The following is a 17,301-nucleotide window of genomic DNA, read 5'->3' on the forward strand; positions in this document are numbered from 1 at the left end:
TCATTCAGCTTACAGAGCGACTAAATTTATTTAGAAAGAACAAGAAACTTTTTTTTTGATGTCAAACCCCTAGCTTGCTATGAGGTAATAATTACGAATTACGTAAGCGCAGCCTTCTCGTATGGGATTACGAATTATTTGGTCATTGGTCATTTACAAAAAAATAAAGAACAAATGACAAAAAAAGAAGTATGAGCGCCGACTGACAGCGATAGCAGAGCCTCAACTCTATCAGACCCTCTCTATGCGGACTACGTTGGCATAGAGAGGGTCTGGTTAATATTCCCGGAACCCTACTCAAAAGCCAAGCTACACGCAGCGGCGACCTCAAAACAAGGCTACAGAACTTCAAAGACTAATCACCAGATTTTAGTCTTCGCCGGAGGTGGGCGTCCCTATATCTAATGTAGTTACCACTATGTTTTTTTGTGGCAATGTTAACACATCTTGATTCCATCCAGGATTAGCAAACTGGGGCAAAATTTCCCGACTAAAAGCTTCTGCGGCCTTGGATCTATAGCGATTCGGATTAAAAATCAGCCACAGCGTCCGTTTGACGACGACGCCTTCAATGTTGGCACAGTGCAGAACACCCATTTGTAACTCTTTAGCGATCGCGCTAGTTGAAACAAAGGCAGCCCCCAAACCAGATTGCACAGCATTTTTAATTGCTTCAATGGAATTTAGTTCCATTTCAACTTTAAAACGTCTTGTATCAATCTCACAGCGTCCTAGCACTTGGTCAATTACTTTGCGGATAGTCGATTGGGAATCTAGGGCAATGAATTGTAATTTGTATAGCTCTTCTTTTTGGATTTTTTCATGTTTGGCTAAGGGATGAAAGACGGGTAGAATCAGCGCTAGTTCGTCTTCAGCATAAGGAAGAACTTCTAAAGATTCTGATAGTTCACCTGGAATTTCACCGCCGATAATTGCCAGATCAACTTGTCCGTTAGCGACACTCCAAGCAGTTCGCCTGGTGGAGTGGACGTGTAATTGTACTGCCACATCTGGATATTTGTGTCGGAACATCCCAATCATTTTGGGCAAAAGATAAGTGCCGGTGGTTTGAGAAGCACCGACAATCAAAGTACCGCCTTGGAGATTTTGTAAATCCTCGATCGCGCGGCAGGTTTCCTGACACAGGCTGAGGATTTTTTCACCGTAACTAAGGAGTAGATGCCCTGCTTCGGTTAATTGGGCGCGTCGTCCGCCACGGTCAAATAAGGGGACATCCAGCTGTCGTTCAAGATTTTGGACTTGCAAGCTGACGGCAGGTTGGGAGACGTAAAGACTATCAGCGGCGCGCTTGAAGCTTCCTTCTTGGGCGATCGCTATTAAAATACGTAACTGATCTAAAGTGAAAGGAAGGTCAGACATAAGGCTCAACCCACAAACTTTGAAAGGAGCGGATGCACACAATAAATCAGGTTTGGCAGCAATCAGCTCGGCATGATTTGTTGCATATTAAACTTGAAGGCTTGATTTGAAAAAGACAGTAGCACAACATCTTGACTAAAGTTCCCTTTTGAACACTTTGTGGTATTGGTTGTACTGAATTCAATTTTCTTTAAATTACTTCACCCGTATATATGCTGCTGATTTCTTGGTTGACACCTAGTCATTTTGTCATACTGGGGTTACAAATAGTTTTTGCGATCGCTCATAGTGGAGGCGCTGCTTTACGCCCTTGGGCAGAAAAATACATTGGGCCAAGGCTTTATCGCATTCTCTTTGCATTAGTCAGCTTAACGTTGGCTGTGATATTAATTATTTACTTTTTTAGGCACCGCTATGATGGTTTGCAACTTTGGCAGGTACAAGGGGTGCCAGGAGTGCGAGAATTTGTTTGGCTGCTGTCAGCGATCTCGTTCTTGTTTTTATATCCTGCTACCTTCAATCTACTAGAAGTTGCTGCCATTCAAAAGCCACAAGTTCATCTCTACGAAACAGGAATTATTCGGATTACCCGTCATCCTCAGATGGTAGGACAAATAATTTGGTGTGTTGCCCATACTCTGTGGCTGGGTACTACCTTTACTCTTGTGACTTCCATTGGATTGGTATTGCATCACTTGTTTGGGGTTTGGCATGGGGATCGCCGTCTGAGCGATCGCTATGGGGAATCCTTTGAAATTGCCAAACAACGGACTTCAATTATTCCTTTCAAAGCAATTATTGACGGTCGTCAATCTATCAAATGGCAGGAATTTATCCGCCCTGCCTATTTGGGAGTCACTATTTTTATAGTTTTGCTTTGGTGGTCGCACCCTCTGTTGCTGGAAGCAACTAGTAGGATCAGATGGGAAATTTAGCTTAAAGAGCAGAAGCCTCTCGCCTACCCGTTCGCGGTAGCGTTCCGCAGCAAAGGGAGGGGATGAGACGGTAGTCGCTCATAGGGTTTGCCCCAAGACCCTTACGGGTAATGCTCATGACGCAAGGGTAGCGCAGCTAAGGCGACTATGCGTAGCGTCTGACTCGCCTTAGCTGCACTAACGCCAGTTGTTACCCTGCGGGAACGCTAAGAGCGAACAAGTCGGGAAACCCCTGTTAGCGTCTGGCTCACCGCACTGCTCCATTTAATGCGCCTAAGACGATTATCACCCCCCGAATGAATCAACAAGCGTAGCTCTCGACAATCAAGGAGGTGGATGAGGAGATAAACAAATGTCTTGATTGTTGGCGGAAGAGATATTATCATGGTGACTCAAGCGTGATCAGGTCGATTCATGTTGAGAGCGGTCAAAGTCAGACTTTACCTAACAACAGCCCAGCAAGCCCATTTGGTACAAGCCTATAGCTGTGTTAGCTGGGTTTGGAATCAGTCTCTATGTGTAATGTCTCAGACTTATAAAAAGGCGGGTAAGGGCTTGTCAGCTTACGACATGAAGAAACAGATTTTAGGAAAGGAAAGTTGAGTATAAATGGCTCAAAGAATGTTATTTCTAATGTTTGCAGCAATCCTGTTTAAATCTGTCTCAAGCTTTTATCAACTTCTTTGATGGTCTGACTAAATACCCAACCTTTAAAACTAGGCACGGTAGACAGTCTCTTCAATATCCAACTAACGTCAAAATCATCTCTAACTCAAAGATGAAATTTCCTATAAAACTGGGAGTGGTAAAAGCGAAGATTCACCATGACCTTGTTGGTAAATTGAGAACTGTAACTATTTCTCAGATGTCTGGTCGTAGATATTATGCATCTTTCTTAATTGACGATGAAGCTGAAAAGATACCATCTAGCAACGCCCTTCTCCTGACGGAGACGCTTTTGCGTTCGGGTGACGTTCTCTACGAGACGCTTCCGCGAACGCGGACTCGCTACCGCTACGCTAACACCAGTCGCATACAGAAGGAAACCAACTTGGGTGCGCTGGTTCACCAGTTGCTGCAAGGAAGGGAAAATACGCAACGCACTGGCTCCAGAAGGGAAGGCGATTGGCATTGACCTTAGATTGATTGATTGATTTTGCCGTCACTTCTGACGGGTCAAAATATCAGAATCCAAAACACTTGATAAAAATACGAACGAAACTTAAAGCGTAAACAGTGAAAGCTATCCCGAAAAAAGGATAAGACTGTTAACAAACGACGTAAAGCTAAACTAGCTCTGGCTAAAGCTTACTCAAAAATATCTCCAGTTCGAGAAGATTTTCTACACAAGGTATCCCGCAAGATAGTTTGCCAATAAATTGGGAAACCTATACTTACCGCTTGCCCAAATGTAGGTAGTTCATGCGATCCCCAGTATCAGCATAAAATTCAAAATAGATGGGAATTTCACCTTATCAATTGCCCCGAATCAATGTACGATCAGTTCAAACAGCTATTCAGTGGAGGTGCGTTCAGTCAGTTTGAGATTTTATATTGGTAGTTGTTGGTCAGTTGCTTTTCCTTGGGAATAAATGGCAATTCAGTCAAATTCACAGGTGGAGACGGCAATCAGGAGTCTAACATCCAAAAAAGCCACCGTGAGAGTCGCGCTGGTTTTTTGTCACAGACACCTCAACGCGCTCAATTTTTGCCTAATTATTCTGTGTTCTGAGATTTGGTTCCTGAAAGCATCTATCGGCAGTTAACGACTTACCAATCCTTGACTTCAGTGCTGATAAGTAGTTTGATATAAAAACCTTATAATCCAAGAGGCGTCATGGTGTTGTCGGTTAGTGAGCGGACATTTATTCAAGAAGTTTTAGAATCTCCTATTCCTGTTTTAGTTAACTTTGAAGCACCTTGGTGTGGCTTGTGTCGGATAATTCACCCGCTATTGTTGCAATTTCAAGCCCAATGTGGGGAAGAAATTAAATTAGTTGGGATTAATGCCGATCAAAATTTTAAATTGTCTACTACTTATAGGCTAAAGTCACTACCAACCTTACTATTGATTGAAAATGGCACTGTTCAGCATCGCTTGGAAAGCTTTGGCGGCAGAGAAGATTTACGTCTAGCTTTAGAAGACATTAAAGCTAGCTACAGCAGTTGCCCAAAAATCTACAAAAGTCCGAAAACAGCTGACTTAGAGTATCGGTCTGCTTGATTGGCATTGGGCATTAGGACTAACGCTCTTTTATGTCTCTGAGGAGAGAAAAATAAGATGCTAACCTTGAATCTTTTTCAAAGCCTCGCTTGATAAGCATTGCCAAAAAATCCTTGTTTGGAACCAAGCACGGAGAAACAACGTTTTAAATATTCTCTAATGAGAGTAAAAAAAGAGCGCTAATGACCAATAACCAGTGACGAAATCTAAAACCATGCTTAACACCCCACCCAATCACCCTTGGGTGGGTTATTTTATCCTAAAGGGTGTGTGTCACAATTATTAACAGTTCCGACACGCTAGTCAAGAATTCTAAAAGTAGGCGTCAGTGATGGAAGTAATCTATCAGTATGCGTGGCTGATTCCGGTGTTACCTCTTTTTGGGGCAATGCTGGTCGGTCTAGGGTTAATCTCGTTGAATCAGGTGACAAACCGCCTCCGGCAGCTTAACGCTGTGGTGATTATCTCCCTAATGGGAGCAGCGATGGGGCTGTCGTTTGCCTTGCTATGGAGTCAAATTCAAGGACACGCGCCTTATATCCGCACCTTGGAGTGGGCGGCAGCAGGTAATTTTCACCTGAACATGGGCTACACTATTGACCACCTGACAGCCCTAATGCTGGTGATTGTGACAACGGTAGCCTGCTTAGTCATGGTTTACACCGATGGCTACATGGCTCACGATCCAGGTTACGTGCGGTTTTACGCCTATCTCAGTTTGTTTGGCTCCTCAATGTTAGGTCTGGTGGTCAGCCCCAACCTAGTACAGATTTATATATTCTGGGAACTGGTCGGGATGTGTTCCTACTTGCTGGTCGGCTTTTGGTACGATCGCAAGTCAGCAGCAGATGCCGCTCAAAAAGCGTTTGTGACTAACCGCGTGGGTGACTTTGGTCTTTTACTCGGCATTTTGGGGCTGTTCTGGGCAACAGGAAGCTTTGATTTTAATGTCATGGGCGATCGCCTCGCCCAACTCGTCGAATCAGGTTCGATCAGCAATTTTCTCGCTGTCCTGTTTGCGATTTTAGTTTTCTTAGGGCCAGTGGCGAAATCAGCCCAATTCCCCCTCCATGTCTGGCTACCAGATGCAATGGAAGGCCCCACCCCCATTTCTGCCTTGATTCACGCGGCAACGATGGTGGCGGCGGGTGTTTTCCTGATTGCCCGGATGTACCCAGTATTTGAACACGTCCCAGCCGCAATGAACGTCATTGCCTTTACTGGGGCGTTTACGGCGTTTTTGGGGGCAACCATTGCGATTACCCAAAACGACATCAAAAAGGGCTTGGCTTACTCCACCATTTCCCAACTCGGTTACATGGTGATGGCAATGGGAATAGGTTCCTACAGTGCTGGACTATTCCACCTGATGACCCACGCCTATTTCAAGGCGATGCTATTCTTGGGTTCAGGTTCAGTAATTCATGGCATGGAAGGTGTCGTCGGTCACGACCCCGCTTTAGCGCAAGATATGCGGCTGATGGGCGGACTGCGGAAGTACATGCCGATCACGTCAATTACCTTTTTGATTGGTTGCTTGGCAATTTCTGGTATTCCCCCCTTTGCTGGCTTCTGGTCAAAAGATGAAATTCTGGGGAAGGCTTTTGAGGCTAACCCACTTCTCTGGTTTATCGGCTGGCTAACTGCTGGGATTACTGCTTTCTATATGTTTAGGATGTATTTCTCGACATTTGAAGGCGAATTCCGGGGTAATGACGAGAAAATCAAGCAAAAACTTAAAAAAGCTGCGGCGACAATTGTCCTGGAATTAGAGTCACAAGAACCAGTCCCGAATTTTGGGCCTGGGGCGATGAAGAAAGGAGAATTGGCGGCAACTAGTGAGCATCATGACTCCCATGATTCGCACGGGCATCACAGCGACTCCCCCCACGAGTCGCCGTGGACGATGACACTGCCGTTGGCACTGTTAGCTGTGCCTTCAATTTTGATTGGTTTGGTAGGAACTCCCTACGCCAATTATTTTGAAGAGTTTATCTTTCCTCCTAGCGAAACTCTCTCCGAAGTTATAGAAAAGGCTTCCGAGTTCAATCCGACGGAATTCTATATTATGGCGGGTGCCTCAGTCGGAATTTCTTTGATTGCGATTACTCTGGCTTCGCTGATGTATTTGCGCCATAAGATTGATCCGGCTGCGATCGCTGCTAAAATCGAACCACTTTACGAGTTATCCCTCAACAAGTGGTATTTCGATGACATTTACCATCGGGTTTTTGTTGTCGGCTTGCGTCGCCTAGCTAGACAAGTTATGGAAGTTGACTTCCGCGTTGTAGATGGTGCTGTTAACCTCACAGGCTTTTTCACCCTTGTCAGTGGTGAAGGTCTGAAGTACCTAGAAAACGGTCGCGCTCAATTCTATGCCTTGATTGTGTTTGGGGCGGTTTTGGGTTTAGTGATTGTCTTTGGTGTTACCTGATTTTCATTGGGATGGACGAATGTCCATCCCTACATTATTTCTTTATGGTAGTTAGTTACCCCGTGACTACAAATTTAATATATGAAATTAAGAATATAGAAATATGACTTTAATTTTGAAAATATACTGGAACTGAAAGCCTTATCCAGTCACACTTTTATTTTAAACTTTTTTTAATAATCAAACCGGATTCCTATAGTGCCGTTAACCTCACAGGTTTTTGCACCCTTGTCAGAGGTGAATGTCTAAACTACCTAAAAAACGGTTGCACTCAATTCTATTACATTATTTATTGAATTGACATTTAAGGATTTTTCTGAGCCAGAAAAACTACTAATACTTAAAATATTGAATTTTATTATAAGTGTTAAATAAAATAACGGTTATGTTATGAAAAAAAACTCTCATAATCGTCATGGCTACCTATCCAGAACCATGTAACTGTATCACCCTCCAAAACCCCAATTGCTCGATAATCGCGAGTTATTCTGACAGACCAAATATTCTCCTCGTTATTTATACATTTGAAATGCAAAGACGGATGAAAAGGATTTTCTCTCCATAACTGATAAGCTTTTCTCGCACTCTGTCTAACTTGCTTTTCAAGAAACTGATATTTATCCCAAAACGAAGGAAGACTTGCAGACTTCACAAATTTTCATAGTTCATTGGTTTTGCAAGTCCTTCTGCAATCTCTCTTTTAGCAGATTGGGCAGATGCAATCAGTTGTTGTTGAGTTTTCTTAAATGATTTATTCCATTTCAATTCATCTTGCAAATCTTCCACGTACTCTTGGAGATGTTCTGCAACTCTTTCTTGTACATCTTCAGATAAAGATTCCATCATCTTAATTACAGTAGCGATCGCTGGAGATGACATAATCGAATTTCCCTTATCAACTTTCCCTGTCTATTTTACTAAAAAAACTCAATCAAATCGTTTACTGTAGTCCCAAAGCTCTGAAACTGGGAAAGTTTGTCCTGTTGCTGCTTGTCGCACGGACTCTTGCAGATTGGCTAATATTTGTGCTTTTGGCTCTTGTTCATCAATCCAAGCTAAACCACTGACGTTATTAGAACTTATGGAACTTATCAACTGTTGCCAAAGTTCTATAGAGACGAGTACATCTGTTGTTTCTCCCTCTGTGTTGGTGACATAACGGATCTGACTTTCAATTTGTGCGATTATCATTAGACCTCTTGCATAATTATTTTGTGGTATCATCAAAGATTTTATAAAAAATGCATATCAAAATATATACTGAGAACTTATATTACTTCATTAGTATGTCTGATTAAGATAGAAAGCATATTTTTAAAATCTCTTATTGTACCATGAATTATTTTTGCAAGAGGTCTATTATGGTTATTTCTCCTGTCATGCTTTTTTGCACCAAATTGCTTTTTTCAACAACCACCAAACAGCATCATGTATTTTTAGCGATGGGTTGGGCGACGCGTAGACGCGAAGCGGCTTGTCGTAGACATCGCACCGCTAAACTATAATTTTAGCGGCTTTTTTCGGGTAAATTTTTGACTTGACTGGGAGTATGACAACCCACATTCCGCACCCCCAACTGTTAAAAAAGATTCTCAAGAGAAAAAATGGGAGATTGCCAATTTAATTAAATCAACCTAACGAGGAAGACGAAATCCCGAAAAAGCTGTTAGTTAATAACTAGTGACTTTTTGCCAAACATGATTTTGATAGCAGACGAATTGTGATGAATACAGCTAATTTTCCGTGGCTGACGACGATTATTCTGTTTCCGATAGCGGCGTCGCTACTTCTTCCGATCATCCCTGATAAAGAAGGCAAAACAGTGCGCTGGTACTCCCTGATCGTAGGGCTGATAGATTTTGCACTAATTGTTTATGCTTTTTATACTAGGTATGATTTCTCCAATCCAGGTTTGCAGTTGGTGGAGAGTTACCCCTGGGTACCCCAACTAGATTTGAATTGGTCAGTAGGGGCAGATGGCTTATCCATGCCCCTAATTATTTTGACTGGATTCATTACCACGCTGGCGATTTTAGCAGCTTGGCCTATTACCTTCAAGCCCAAGCTATTTTACTTCTTGATTTTGGCGATGTATGGCGGTCAGATTGCCGTGTTCGCTGTCCAGGACATGCTGTTATTTTTCCTGGTGTGGGAACTGGAACTGGTGCCAATATACTTTCTGCTGTCGATTTGGGGAGGCAAAAGACGACAATACGCAGCGACAAAATTCATTTTATACACTGCTGGCGGATCGCTGTTTATTTTGCTGTCTGCCCTGACAATGGGATTTTACGGCGATACGGTGACGTTCGACATGCGATCGCTCGCCTTAAAGGACTTCGCCCTGAATTTCCAACTTGCGCTCTATGCTGGCTTCCTGATTGCCTACGCCGTCAAGTTGCCGATTATTCCCTTGCACACCTGGCTACCTGATGCCCACGGTGAAGCTACAGCCCCTGTACACATGTTATTAGCAGGTATTCTCCTGAAAATGGGTGGTTACGCCTTAATTCGGATGAATGCCCAAATGCTCCCCGATGCCCACGCTTTTTTTGCACCAGTATTGGTGGTTTTGGGGGTAGTTAATATCATCTACGCTGCCTTGACATCCTTTGCCCAGCGCAACCTAAAGCGAAAAATTGCCTACTCCTCAATTTCCCACATGGGCTTTGTGATGATTGGTATCGCCTCCTTCACCGATTTGGGTTTAAGTGGAGCAGTGTTGCAAATGGTTTCCCACGGGTTAATTGGGGCGAGTTTGTTCTTCCTCGTTGGCGCAACTTACGATCGCACACACACCCTGATGTTGGATGAAATGGGTGGTGTTGGTAAGAGAATGCCGAAGGTTTTCGCCATGTTCACCACCTGTTCAATGGCTTCTTTGGCATTGCCAGGGATGAGCGGTTTTGTGGCAGAATTAATGGTGTTTGTCGGTTTTGCTACTAGCGATGCTTATAGCTCTACCTTCAAAGTCATTGTGGTGTTCTTGATGGCAGTGGGAGTAATTTTAACTCCGATTTATCTGCTGTCGATGTTGCGGGAAATTTTCTACGGAGAAGAAAATAAGGAATTAGTTTCTCACCAAGCTTTGATAGATGCTGAACCTCGCGAAGTATTTATCATTGCCTGTTTGTTAGTGCCAATTATTGGTATTGGTTTCTATCCAAAACTGCTGACTCAAATGTACGACGCCACAACTGTACAATTGACGGCAAGATTGCGTGATTCCGTGCCGACATTAGCACAGCAAAAAGACGAAGCACTAAAGGTTTCTTTGAGTGCGCCGTCAATTGGTAATTAAGTTGCGATCGCTAGTTTAGTTGAAATATTTATTACTTTGAGGGCGGGTTTTCTACCTGCCCTTTTTTGATGTACATTGCTTGGAGGCGATCGCTAATACCAATTCTGTAATAGATTACCTACAATCTATCTAAAATAAGATTTGGCAAAACCGCTCATGTTAAACTACAATCCGCTACATTGTTTGCCATCTTCCGAAGAATTACCCGACTCAGATGATACCGCTGTGGATAATGAACTACAAAATTTAATTCCCGGCTTGCTGAAAACGACACTAGCTTTGGTTTGGTGCGATGGCTGGGATTGGTTCTTTGGTGTTGAGATGGGTATTTATTATAACCCAGATCAACCAGCCATTGTCCCTGATGGGTTTCTCAGCTTAGGAGTTAAACGCTTCATTGATGAGGACTTGCGCCTGAGTTATGTGCTGTGGGAAGAAAATAAACTGCCGATTTTAGCACTAGAAGTTGTTTCCCAAATATATCGGGAAGAATATAGCACCAAGAAAGAATTGTATGCCAAGGAATTAGGAATTTTGTACTACGTTGTATATAGTCCCCTTCGGCGTAAAAAGCCGCCTTTGGAGGTGTATCGCCTAGTTGATGGGGAATATATTTTAATGTCAGGAAATCCTGTTTGGCTACCAGAGATTGGTTTAGGAATTGGGCGAGAACGGGGAATTTATCAAGGTATAGTGCGGGAGTGGCTGTACTGGTATGACGAGGAAGGGCAAAAATTGTTGACACCAGAAGAACGCATCAGGGAAGCCGAAGAACGTACAGTTTTTGAAGAACAGCAATGTGTCGCAGCAGAACAACAAGTGAAAATGTTAGTGGAAAGGTTGAAGGCGCTTGGCGTTGATCCAGAAACTTTGTCATAGATTCACCAAATTTCGTAATTTTCGCTGTCTTCATGTTAATTAGCCTGCTGGTTAGGGAATTATATCTATAAAGTAACTAATAGCTTCACGGTAAAAATCGTAAAGGCTGGTTGCTCAATAAATATATTTACCAAAACCTTCATCAAAAATATGGAAGTTAAATTAGGATTTGGAGCAGTCCCAAAACCTCAATATGTTTTTGTCAGCAAAGAAGCCGATCACTGCTGGTATATGCTTGCTGAAGATGAAAGACGCATCCCAATTTATGAGAGAGCCTTGACTGGGGTAATTACAGGGATAGAAGTTAATAAAAAGGTTGAAACTAGATTCGGGCCAGTTGAAAAAAACGATTTATATATTTTGGCGGACAAACCTTATATTATCCGTTCAGGAAGTGAATCTTACTTTTCTCAAAGCTTGTTGTTATCTTTAGATGTTCTTACTTCTGAACAACTGCGTAATCCACTGACGATCGCTGTTAGCCCAGGAGACAGTAATGTAGTTTTTTGTAATATTTACGATCCAGTCAATTATCGCTCTGTAGGTGTTAGTTGGGATGGACATAATGAAATTGATTGGCAAACTCTAGGGCAAAAAGTCAGTTTAAAAATTAATAGAATTCAAAATTTAAATCAAGAGCCAATACAAATATCTGTTAATACAACAGCATCAGAAATTCATGCAATTTTGATAGGTCAAAGTGACACATATTTAGCACAATTAAACTGGACTCCAGAGCAGGGAAGGAAGTATTTACAGCAGAGATATGGCAAGCGATCGCGCCTACAACTCACTGATACAGAAATTTTGGACTTTATTGATTACCTCAAGCTACAACTAACCCAAAGCTGCCCAACTTAGCTGCTGTTGTGTTAGTGTGCGATAACTGCGACGCCGCACAGCCCGTCGTAGACATCGCCCTTTCGCTGCACTGAGGTTTTTGTTGGAGATAAGGGCGATGCCTGCGGCAAGCCGCTATAAAAGCGTCTACGCAGAATTAGTGTAGTCGCTAACTGTAGCATAGAGTGAGATGAAAGTACCTGATATTAAAATACTTGCATGAACCCAAGGTCTGATTTATTGACTCGCATTACTCAAACTCCTGGTCAGTGTGGTGGTCGTCCTTGTATTCGAGGCATGAGAATTCGTGTGAGTGACATTTTAGAAATGTTGGCTGAGAATGTCAGTGTTTCTGAGATTTTAGACGATTTTCCCGATCTCGAACTTGAAGATATCCAAGCCTGTCTATTGTTCGCAGCACGGCGAACAGACTTTCCTCGATTGATAGCATGAAAATTTGGATTGATGCTCAGTTGCCTCCCACATTAGCACTTTGGCTGATTGAGACTTTTGACATAGAGGCTACTGCTCTACGAGAGCTTGGATTACGAGATGCTAAAGATGTAGAGATTTTTGAGGCAGCACGAGTCGCTAAGACGGTAATCATGACCAAAGACAGCGATTTTGTTGACTTGGCTTGTCGGTTAGGAATACCACCTCAAATTCTTTGGCTTACCTGTGGTAACGTCACAAATCGCAATTTGCAGCGACTACTTGCCATCGCTTTACCTGATGCAATAGAACGACTGCGCCAAGGAGAAGCAATTGTAGAAATTAGCAGTAGTTCATGAGTAATTAGTTGTGTTCAGATCCCTTGTCACCAGATTACATCTTAGGCTGACTTCGCCTCAGATCCTGGATAACCACAGTAATGAGCAATCGCACTCAACACGAAAAAGATTGACAACTGCATTCATCGTAGTCTCAAATTTATACCTTCTGAATGTTCATTAGTTGGTATCTCAGGGAAAGATAAGTATAAGGTGATGCCTTGCTTTTATGTTTAACCCATAGACAAGTATTAACCAAATACTAATCACAATCAGGAGTATTTCATGATTCCACTTATCTTAGGTGCTGCTGCTTTGGCTACTGGAGCCTTCGGAGCAGTAAAAGGTGCTGAAGGCATTGGCAATATGAATCAGGCAAAAGAAATTGGTGAACAGGCTCAACAAAAATACGAAAGTAGCTTGCAAAAGTTAAAAGCAGCTTGGGAAATTACTAACCAGTCAGCAGAAGTTTATGGTCAAATGCAGCTTCGTATCAAGCAGGGTACAATTTCAAACTTTATAGCTTTTATTGAGAGAATTAGTCAGCGAGCTTCCCAAAACAATCTGGACATTGTAGCTGGATTAGATATCTCCACTCAGCAAATTCAGGAGTACAAAACAGAAGTTATCAAAGCTGAAGAGTGGGTGAAAGGTGGTGTAAAAACAGCAGTTGCAGCCTCAGCAGCAGCTTCTGGTGCAGTTACCTTAGCAAGGAGTATAGGTACTGTTACTGTTTCCAGGTTCTTTGGATTGTGGGCTAGTGAAGTTGCTATCTCACAAGTTGGTGGTGCTGCGGCTTGGACTGGAGCCATAACTTGGTTAGGTGGTGGTACCAGTATGGCGGTTGGTGGTGCTGTATTGGGAGGTATTACACTCGGCCCGGCGTTGATGGTTGGGGGTTTTCAACTTGCTGGTAAGGGTGAGGAAGCTTTGACTAAAGCGCGGGAGTATGAAGCTAATGTGAACGTAGAGATTGCCAATATTGAAGCAGCTCAAGATTTTCTATTACAGGTTAAACGGCGAACAGTGGAACTGGCTAATTTAGTGTGTAATTTAAACAACCGTGCTAAATCCGCACTTCAAGAGCTTGAAGCCCAACCTTTTAATCGCGATCGCGATGCTAGCAAATTTCAAGAGGTAGCACTTTTAATTAAAGCACTTGCAGAAATTATGAAAATTCCTATTTTAGATAATGAAGGACTGTTAAACCCTGCTACTTTAACCATCCAAGCTAAATACAAAACTCTGGGAGGTATTTAGCAATGGTTTTACCAAGTATCGGTGGAATATGTACTGCGGTTAACGCCACAAAATCGTTAGCAAGCATTGTTGCCAGTTACAAGCAAATTGGAGAGCAAGAACGGACTAAAAGGCGTGAAATAGCAGCTTTGGAAAAAACACAATGTTTTGATATAGTTGCTTCAGCTTATACTGAATATAAATTAATTGCCAAACAAGAACAGACAAACAGACGAGAGATTGAAGCTTGGGAAAAAGAAACAATCACCAAGATTAATGCCCAGCGAGAGTTGCTGATGGCGTATCTAGATCGCTCTTTTGATGAACGTGCAGAAAACTTTCGCGCTTTGTTTGTTGTCGTTGATAATGCGATCGCATCTGGCAATAATGACCAACTAGCCCTTACCTTAAATTCAATTACAGAAATAGCTAAATCAAGCCCTTTCAAAGACCTTGCTAACTTAGCTTCTGTTCGCGCCGCTTTAGATGATCCAGATCACGAATGGACATTTTAATTTTCTAAAAGTGCGATCGCTTTCAAAAAAGCTTGTCAATGCAGGCTTTTTTTATGTAGTGCGAGGCTTACAGGCTACAGACGCTCTAAGATAATAGCGATCGCGACTATAATTATGTTGCATTGCCACATATTGCAATACAACTTTCACAAAACGATGAGCAAAGAAAATATTACGTTTTGAATAGATAGCGATAAAAGGCTGCACTTAATGCAATCGCACTTCATTCCACATAGCCACAAATAAAGTTATCAAATATCGCTTGCTTCCGGTAGCCAGTCTTCATCCAACACTAACTCTAAAGAATATGGGCACTCTACTGGAAACATAGATAAAAATATCCCTGTTTGCTTGGCTGCTTGGCGACGTGCCCTTTGATAGCTTTCCTCAAGCTGCTCTGTAGGATAGCTTTTAAGACTAGGACTATCGAGTATAGTTAACTCAATTTGGGTGCGAGAATCAGTAATCGAATCGAGCCAACTATCTGAGCGACGCTGAGGTTGATATTGCCACTTGAGCAAATGCAATAGTAGGCGAGTTAGTTGACTGGCAATACCCCGCCGTTCACTTTTGCCCAAACTTTCAACCTCTTCAATCAGATGTTCCACATCAATTTCATGCCAGCGATGCGATCGCAATAGTTGGGCTGTCTGTTCAATCCACAAATTAAAATCTGCTTTATAAGTTGCGCTCATAGCCGTTTTCAATCAGCCGCATAGCTTAGACAAGCCAAAATATCCTCTTGTGTCAAATAAGGAAAGTCATCAAGCACTTCCTCGTAGATCATGCCAGAGGCAAGATAAGATAAAACATCGTATACAGTAATTCGCATTCCTCGAATACAAGGCTTACCACCTCGTTTTCCTGGTTCGATTGTAATAATGTTTTGGTACTGCACAGCTATATCAAGCCTTAAAAATCTTCATCATCAACAAAAAATTCGGCATCGTCTTCCAATCGAGAATTACGCTGCTTAAAACCAGCAAGGCCCCAGAGGGGTTGCAGCAGTGCCATACCAATTAACCCTACACCGGCACTAAAAGCTAGCACTAAACCCACTGGTATCTGAATCGATTGGAATGTTAAGAATTTTAACGATACGGGTGTGGCATTTTGGACTGAAATAATTGCGATCGCTATTACCCAAACCGCTACAACTAAAGATGTCAAAAAAGGAGCGATTTTCATAGTTTGATAAAAGTTAGGAGTTAGGAGTTAATAATTCTTAACTTATAACTCCTAACTCCTAACTCTAACTTATTAAACTGCTACTGCCTCTAGTTTAGCAATGGCACTCTCTAACTCTTGGGCGATTTGGGTAAGTTTTTCGGGAGTGTTGGTTTCTAGGTAAACGCGCACCAGTGGTTCTGTACCAGAAGGACGCAGTAAAACCCAGCTACCCTCTTCTAAATACAGCTTAATACCGTCTTTACGCCCCACTTCCTTGACTTGAATTCCTGCTACCTCTGTAGGTGGATTTTTGGTAAAGGAGTCGATGACGGCGGTTTTGTGCGCCTCTGTGAGGTGCAAATCTAGGCGGTTGTTGTAAAGTGGGCCATCAGCTTCAGCGATCGCTTCCTTAACCAGCTGACTCAAAGGTTTGCCTTCATAGGCGATCGCTTCTGCCACCAGCATATCGGCTAAAACCCCGTCTTTTTCGGGAATATGCCCGATAATACTCAAACCGCCTGATTCCTCTCCACCGATTAACACGGCAGTTTCGCGCATTTTTTCGCCAATGTATTTAAAACCAACTGCTGTTTCGTAAATTTGCAGCCCATTTTTAGCAGCGAAATTATCCAGCAGATGGGTTGTAGCGACAGTGCGGACTATCGCGCCGGTTTTTCCTTTGTTTTTGATTAAATGACGTGCTAGGAGTAGCAACACAGTATTAGGAGTAAGGACGTTTCCTTGTTCATCAACGATACCAAAGCGATCGCTATCTCCATCCGTTGCCAAGCCCAAATCAGCTTGATCGCGAATTACTGCTTCCACTAACTCAACTAATTGTTCTCCTTTGGGTTCTGGCATTCCACCGCCAAATAAAACATCCCTCCAATCGTGAAAACTTTCTAACTGAACGCCACTATGTTGCAAAACTTCATCTAAATAGCCGCGAGAGGTAGAATAGAGCGCATCGTACTTTACCTTTAAATTAGCGCTTTTAATCCGTTCTACATCAAGTAGGGTGTAGATAAATTGCAGGTAATCTGGTTTCGGATCGAAAATAGAAATTGAACCCGATGGGTTGCTCCCAGGCAACTCATCTGATGCACTTTCGATATTTGCCACAATAGTATCAGTAATCTCTGGAGTGGCAGGCCCAGCATAATCGGGTATATATTTAATTCCACAGTAAGGTGCTGGATTATGGCTAGCAGTAAACATCAACGCCCCTGCGGAATTTAGGTGGCGGGCGTTGTAGGCAATTACTGGTGTGGGACAATCCCGATCAGTAATTTTGACAGTCCAACCCAAATCTGCCAGGACTTGGGCCGCTGTTTGAGCAAACTCGTCAGCTAAAAAGCGAGTATCGTAGGCAATAAGTACTGGTCTATCTTTTGTGTAGGCTGTTTCTAAGTAAGTGGCGATTGCCCTTGTTACTTTCCGCACATTTGGGAAAGTAAAGTCATCGGCAATAATCCCTCGCCATCCATCGGTGCCAAATTTTATCTTGCTGGACATTTTTGCCACTTGCTCCCGTACATTATCAGTACTATTAAAGCTTCCCGCAAAGCGTGTGTAGCAGCAAGTATTCTCCGAAGTTCTTTTCTAAGGAAGCCT

The 17,301-nt window shown here is 42.7% G+C and carries 20 protein-coding genes; 12 read left to right on the top strand and 8 right to left on the bottom strand.

What is annotated here, in order from left to right; all coding sequences use genetic code 11:
- Positions 1–369 precede the first annotated feature (369 nt).
- A complete protein-coding gene (locus V7K46_RS19450; RefSeq protein WP_334726145.1) occupies positions 370–1,380 on the bottom strand; it encodes a LysR family transcriptional regulator in 1,011 nt (336 codons plus the stop codon).
- Positions 1,381–1,592: 212 nt separating this feature from the next.
- Here V7K46_RS19450 and V7K46_RS19455 point away from each other — a divergent pair, with 212 nt between their 5' ends.
- The 5 genes from V7K46_RS19455 to V7K46_RS19475 all read left to right on the top strand — a co-directional run bounded on the left by V7K46_RS19455 (position 1,593) and on the right by V7K46_RS19475 (position 6,973).
- Positions 1,593–2,315 carry an NnrU family protein gene (locus V7K46_RS19455; RefSeq protein WP_334796336.1) on the top strand — a complete coding sequence of 241 codons (723 nt, stop codon included), beginning with the start codon at positions 1,593–1,595 and terminating at the stop codon, positions 2,313–2,315.
- Positions 2,316–2,729: 414 nt separating this feature from the next.
- Positions 2,730–2,918 (top strand): helix-turn-helix domain-containing protein, encoded by a 189-nt coding sequence (locus tag V7K46_RS19460; protein WP_335115917.1) that lies wholly within the window; start codon positions 2,730–2,732, stop codon positions 2,916–2,918.
- Between the two features lie 175 nt (positions 2,919–3,093).
- Positions 3,094–3,450, top strand: coding sequence for a hypothetical protein (locus V7K46_RS19465; RefSeq protein ID WP_335115919.1), 357 nt, complete (start codon positions 3,094–3,096; stop codon positions 3,448–3,450).
- Positions 3,451–4,152: 702 nt separating this feature from the next.
- Positions 4,153–4,539, top strand: coding sequence for a thioredoxin family protein (locus tag V7K46_RS19470; protein WP_335115921.1), 387 nt, complete (start codon positions 4,153–4,155; stop codon positions 4,537–4,539).
- Between the two features lie 331 nt (positions 4,540–4,870).
- Positions 4,871–6,973, top strand: coding sequence for an NAD(P)H-quinone oxidoreductase subunit 5 (locus V7K46_RS19475; protein ID WP_335115923.1), 2,103 nt, complete (start codon positions 4,871–4,873; stop codon positions 6,971–6,973).
- Positions 6,974–7,361: 388 nt separating this feature from the next.
- On the opposite strand, the gene V7K46_RS19480 is transcribed toward V7K46_RS19475, so the two are convergent.
- Genes V7K46_RS19480 through V7K46_RS19490 form a run of 3 tightly spaced genes read right to left on the bottom strand, consistent with a single transcriptional unit; the run spans position 7,362 to position 8,164 of the window.
- A complete protein-coding gene (locus V7K46_RS19480) occupies positions 7,362–7,625 on the bottom strand; it encodes a ParE family toxin-like protein (RefSeq protein ID WP_335115924.1) in 264 nt (87 codons plus the stop codon).
- Positions 7,622–7,852 (bottom strand): hypothetical protein, encoded by a 231-nt coding sequence (locus V7K46_RS19485; RefSeq protein WP_335115926.1) that lies wholly within the window; start codon positions 7,850–7,852, stop codon positions 7,622–7,624. The genes V7K46_RS19480 and V7K46_RS19485 overlap by 4 nt, the downstream gene beginning before the upstream one ends.
- Positions 7,853–7,900: 48 nt before the next feature.
- On the bottom strand, positions 7,901–8,164 hold the full coding sequence (locus V7K46_RS19490) for a hypothetical protein (RefSeq protein WP_335115928.1): 264 nt from the start codon (positions 8,162–8,164) through the stop codon (positions 7,901–7,903).
- Positions 8,165–8,696: 532 nt separating this feature from the next.
- Between V7K46_RS19490 and ndhD1 the strand changes: the two genes are divergently transcribed.
- The 7 genes from ndhD1 to V7K46_RS19525 all read left to right on the top strand — a co-directional run bounded on the left by ndhD1 (position 8,697) and on the right by V7K46_RS19525 (position 14,517).
- A complete protein-coding gene (gene ndhD1, locus V7K46_RS19495; RefSeq protein WP_334726150.1) occupies positions 8,697–10,274 on the top strand; it encodes a photosynthetic/respiratory NAD(P)H-quinone oxidoreductase subunit D1 in 1,578 nt (525 codons plus the stop codon).
- A 156-nt stretch (positions 10,275–10,430) separates the two neighbouring features.
- Complete coding sequence (locus tag V7K46_RS19500; RefSeq protein ID WP_335115931.1) at positions 10,431–11,153, top strand: Uma2 family endonuclease; 723 nt, start codon at positions 10,431–10,433, stop codon at positions 11,151–11,153.
- Positions 11,154–11,303: 150 nt separating this feature from the next.
- Positions 11,304–12,014 carry a hypothetical protein gene (locus V7K46_RS19505; protein ID WP_335115933.1) on the top strand — a complete coding sequence of 237 codons (711 nt, stop codon included), beginning with the start codon at positions 11,304–11,306 and terminating at the stop codon, positions 12,012–12,014.
- A gap of 198 nt (positions 12,015–12,212) precedes the next feature.
- Positions 12,213–12,446, top strand: coding sequence for a DUF433 domain-containing protein (locus V7K46_RS19510; protein ID WP_335115934.1), 234 nt, complete (start codon positions 12,213–12,215; stop codon positions 12,444–12,446).
- On the top strand, positions 12,443–12,784 hold the full coding sequence (locus V7K46_RS19515) for a DUF5615 family PIN-like protein (RefSeq protein WP_335115936.1): 342 nt from the start codon (positions 12,443–12,445) through the stop codon (positions 12,782–12,784). The genes V7K46_RS19510 and V7K46_RS19515 overlap by 4 nt, the downstream gene beginning before the upstream one ends.
- 264 nt (positions 12,785–13,048) lie before the next feature.
- Complete coding sequence (locus V7K46_RS19520; RefSeq protein WP_335115938.1) at positions 13,049–14,023, top strand: hypothetical protein; 975 nt, start codon at positions 13,049–13,051, stop codon at positions 14,021–14,023.
- 2 nt (positions 14,024–14,025) lie between these two features.
- Positions 14,026–14,517 carry a hypothetical protein gene (locus V7K46_RS19525; RefSeq protein WP_335115940.1) on the top strand — a complete coding sequence of 164 codons (492 nt, stop codon included), beginning with the start codon at positions 14,026–14,028 and terminating at the stop codon, positions 14,515–14,517.
- A 251-nt stretch (positions 14,518–14,768) separates the two neighbouring features.
- On the opposite strand, the gene V7K46_RS19530 is transcribed toward V7K46_RS19525, so the two are convergent.
- The 4 genes from V7K46_RS19530 to V7K46_RS19545 all read right to left on the bottom strand — a co-directional run bounded on the left by V7K46_RS19530 (position 14,769) and on the right by V7K46_RS19545 (position 17,202).
- Positions 14,769–15,212 (bottom strand): DUF29 domain-containing protein, encoded by a 444-nt coding sequence (locus tag V7K46_RS19530; protein ID WP_335115942.1) that lies wholly within the window; start codon positions 15,210–15,212, stop codon positions 14,769–14,771.
- Between the two features lie 8 nt (positions 15,213–15,220).
- Positions 15,221–15,415, bottom strand: coding sequence for a DUF433 domain-containing protein (locus V7K46_RS19535; RefSeq protein WP_335115944.1), 195 nt, complete (start codon positions 15,413–15,415; stop codon positions 15,221–15,223).
- 14 nt (positions 15,416–15,429) lie between these two features.
- Entirely contained in the window at positions 15,430–15,705 is a 276-nt protein-coding gene (locus V7K46_RS19540) for a LapA family protein (RefSeq protein WP_335115946.1), read from the bottom strand.
- A 72-nt stretch (positions 15,706–15,777) separates the two neighbouring features.
- Complete coding sequence (locus V7K46_RS19545) at positions 15,778–17,202, bottom strand: phosphoglucomutase/phosphomannomutase family protein (protein ID WP_335115948.1); 1,425 nt, start codon at positions 17,200–17,202, stop codon at positions 15,778–15,780.
- Positions 17,203–17,301 lie beyond the last annotated feature (99 nt).

Origin of the sequence: Nostoc sp. (assembly GCF_036917395.1) — a bacterium.
Taxonomy (GTDB): domain Bacteria; phylum Cyanobacteriota; class Cyanobacteriia; order Cyanobacteriales; family Nostocaceae; genus Nostoc.

Bases quoted from the DNA above. Each gene is read 5' to 3' on its own strand.
- V7K46_RS19505 (WP_335115933.1), top strand. From the start codon at position 11,304: ATGGAAGTTAAATTAGGATTTGGAGCAGTCCCAAAACCTCAATATGTT.
- V7K46_RS19465 (WP_335115919.1), top strand. From the start codon at position 3,094: ATGAAATTTCCTATAAAACTGGGAGTGGTAAAAGCGAAGATTCACCAT.
- V7K46_RS19450 (WP_334726145.1), bottom strand. From the start codon at position 1,380: ATGTCTGACCTTCCTTTCACTTTAGATCAGTTACGTATTTTAATAGCG.
- V7K46_RS19515 (WP_335115936.1), top strand. From the start codon at position 12,443: ATGAAAATTTGGATTGATGCTCAGTTGCCTCCCACATTAGCACTTTGG.
- V7K46_RS19510 (WP_335115934.1), top strand. From the start codon at position 12,213: ATGAACCCAAGGTCTGATTTATTGACTCGCATTACTCAAACTCCTGGT.
- V7K46_RS19460 (WP_335115917.1), top strand. From the start codon at position 2,730: ATGTTGAGAGCGGTCAAAGTCAGACTTTACCTAACAACAGCCCAGCAA.
- V7K46_RS19475 (WP_335115923.1), top strand. From the start codon at position 4,871: ATGGAAGTAATCTATCAGTATGCGTGGCTGATTCCGGTGTTACCTCTT.
- V7K46_RS19500 (WP_335115931.1), top strand. From the start codon at position 10,431: ATGTTAAACTACAATCCGCTACATTGTTTGCCATCTTCCGAAGAATTA.
- ndhD1 (WP_334726150.1), top strand. From the start codon at position 8,697: ATGAATACAGCTAATTTTCCGTGGCTGACGACGATTATTCTGTTTCCG.
- V7K46_RS19530 (WP_335115942.1), bottom strand. From the start codon at position 15,212: ATGAGCGCAACTTATAAAGCAGATTTTAATTTGTGGATTGAACAGACA.
- V7K46_RS19520 (WP_335115938.1), top strand. From the start codon at position 13,049: ATGATTCCACTTATCTTAGGTGCTGCTGCTTTGGCTACTGGAGCCTTC.
- V7K46_RS19545 (WP_335115948.1), bottom strand. From the start codon at position 17,202: ATGTCCAGCAAGATAAAATTTGGCACCGATGGATGGCGAGGGATTATT.
- V7K46_RS19485 (WP_335115926.1), bottom strand. From the start codon at position 7,852: ATGTCATCTCCAGCGATCGCTACTGTAATTAAGATGATGGAATCTTTA.
- V7K46_RS19490 (WP_335115928.1), bottom strand. From the start codon at position 8,164: ATGATAATCGCACAAATTGAAAGTCAGATCCGTTATGTCACCAACACA.
- V7K46_RS19525 (WP_335115940.1), top strand. From the start codon at position 14,026: ATGGTTTTACCAAGTATCGGTGGAATATGTACTGCGGTTAACGCCACA.
- V7K46_RS19455 (WP_334796336.1), top strand. From the start codon at position 1,593: ATGCTGCTGATTTCTTGGTTGACACCTAGTCATTTTGTCATACTGGGG.
- V7K46_RS19470 (WP_335115921.1), top strand. From the start codon at position 4,153: ATGGTGTTGTCGGTTAGTGAGCGGACATTTATTCAAGAAGTTTTAGAA.
- V7K46_RS19540 (WP_335115946.1), bottom strand. From the start codon at position 15,705: ATGAAAATCGCTCCTTTTTTGACATCTTTAGTTGTAGCGGTTTGGGTA.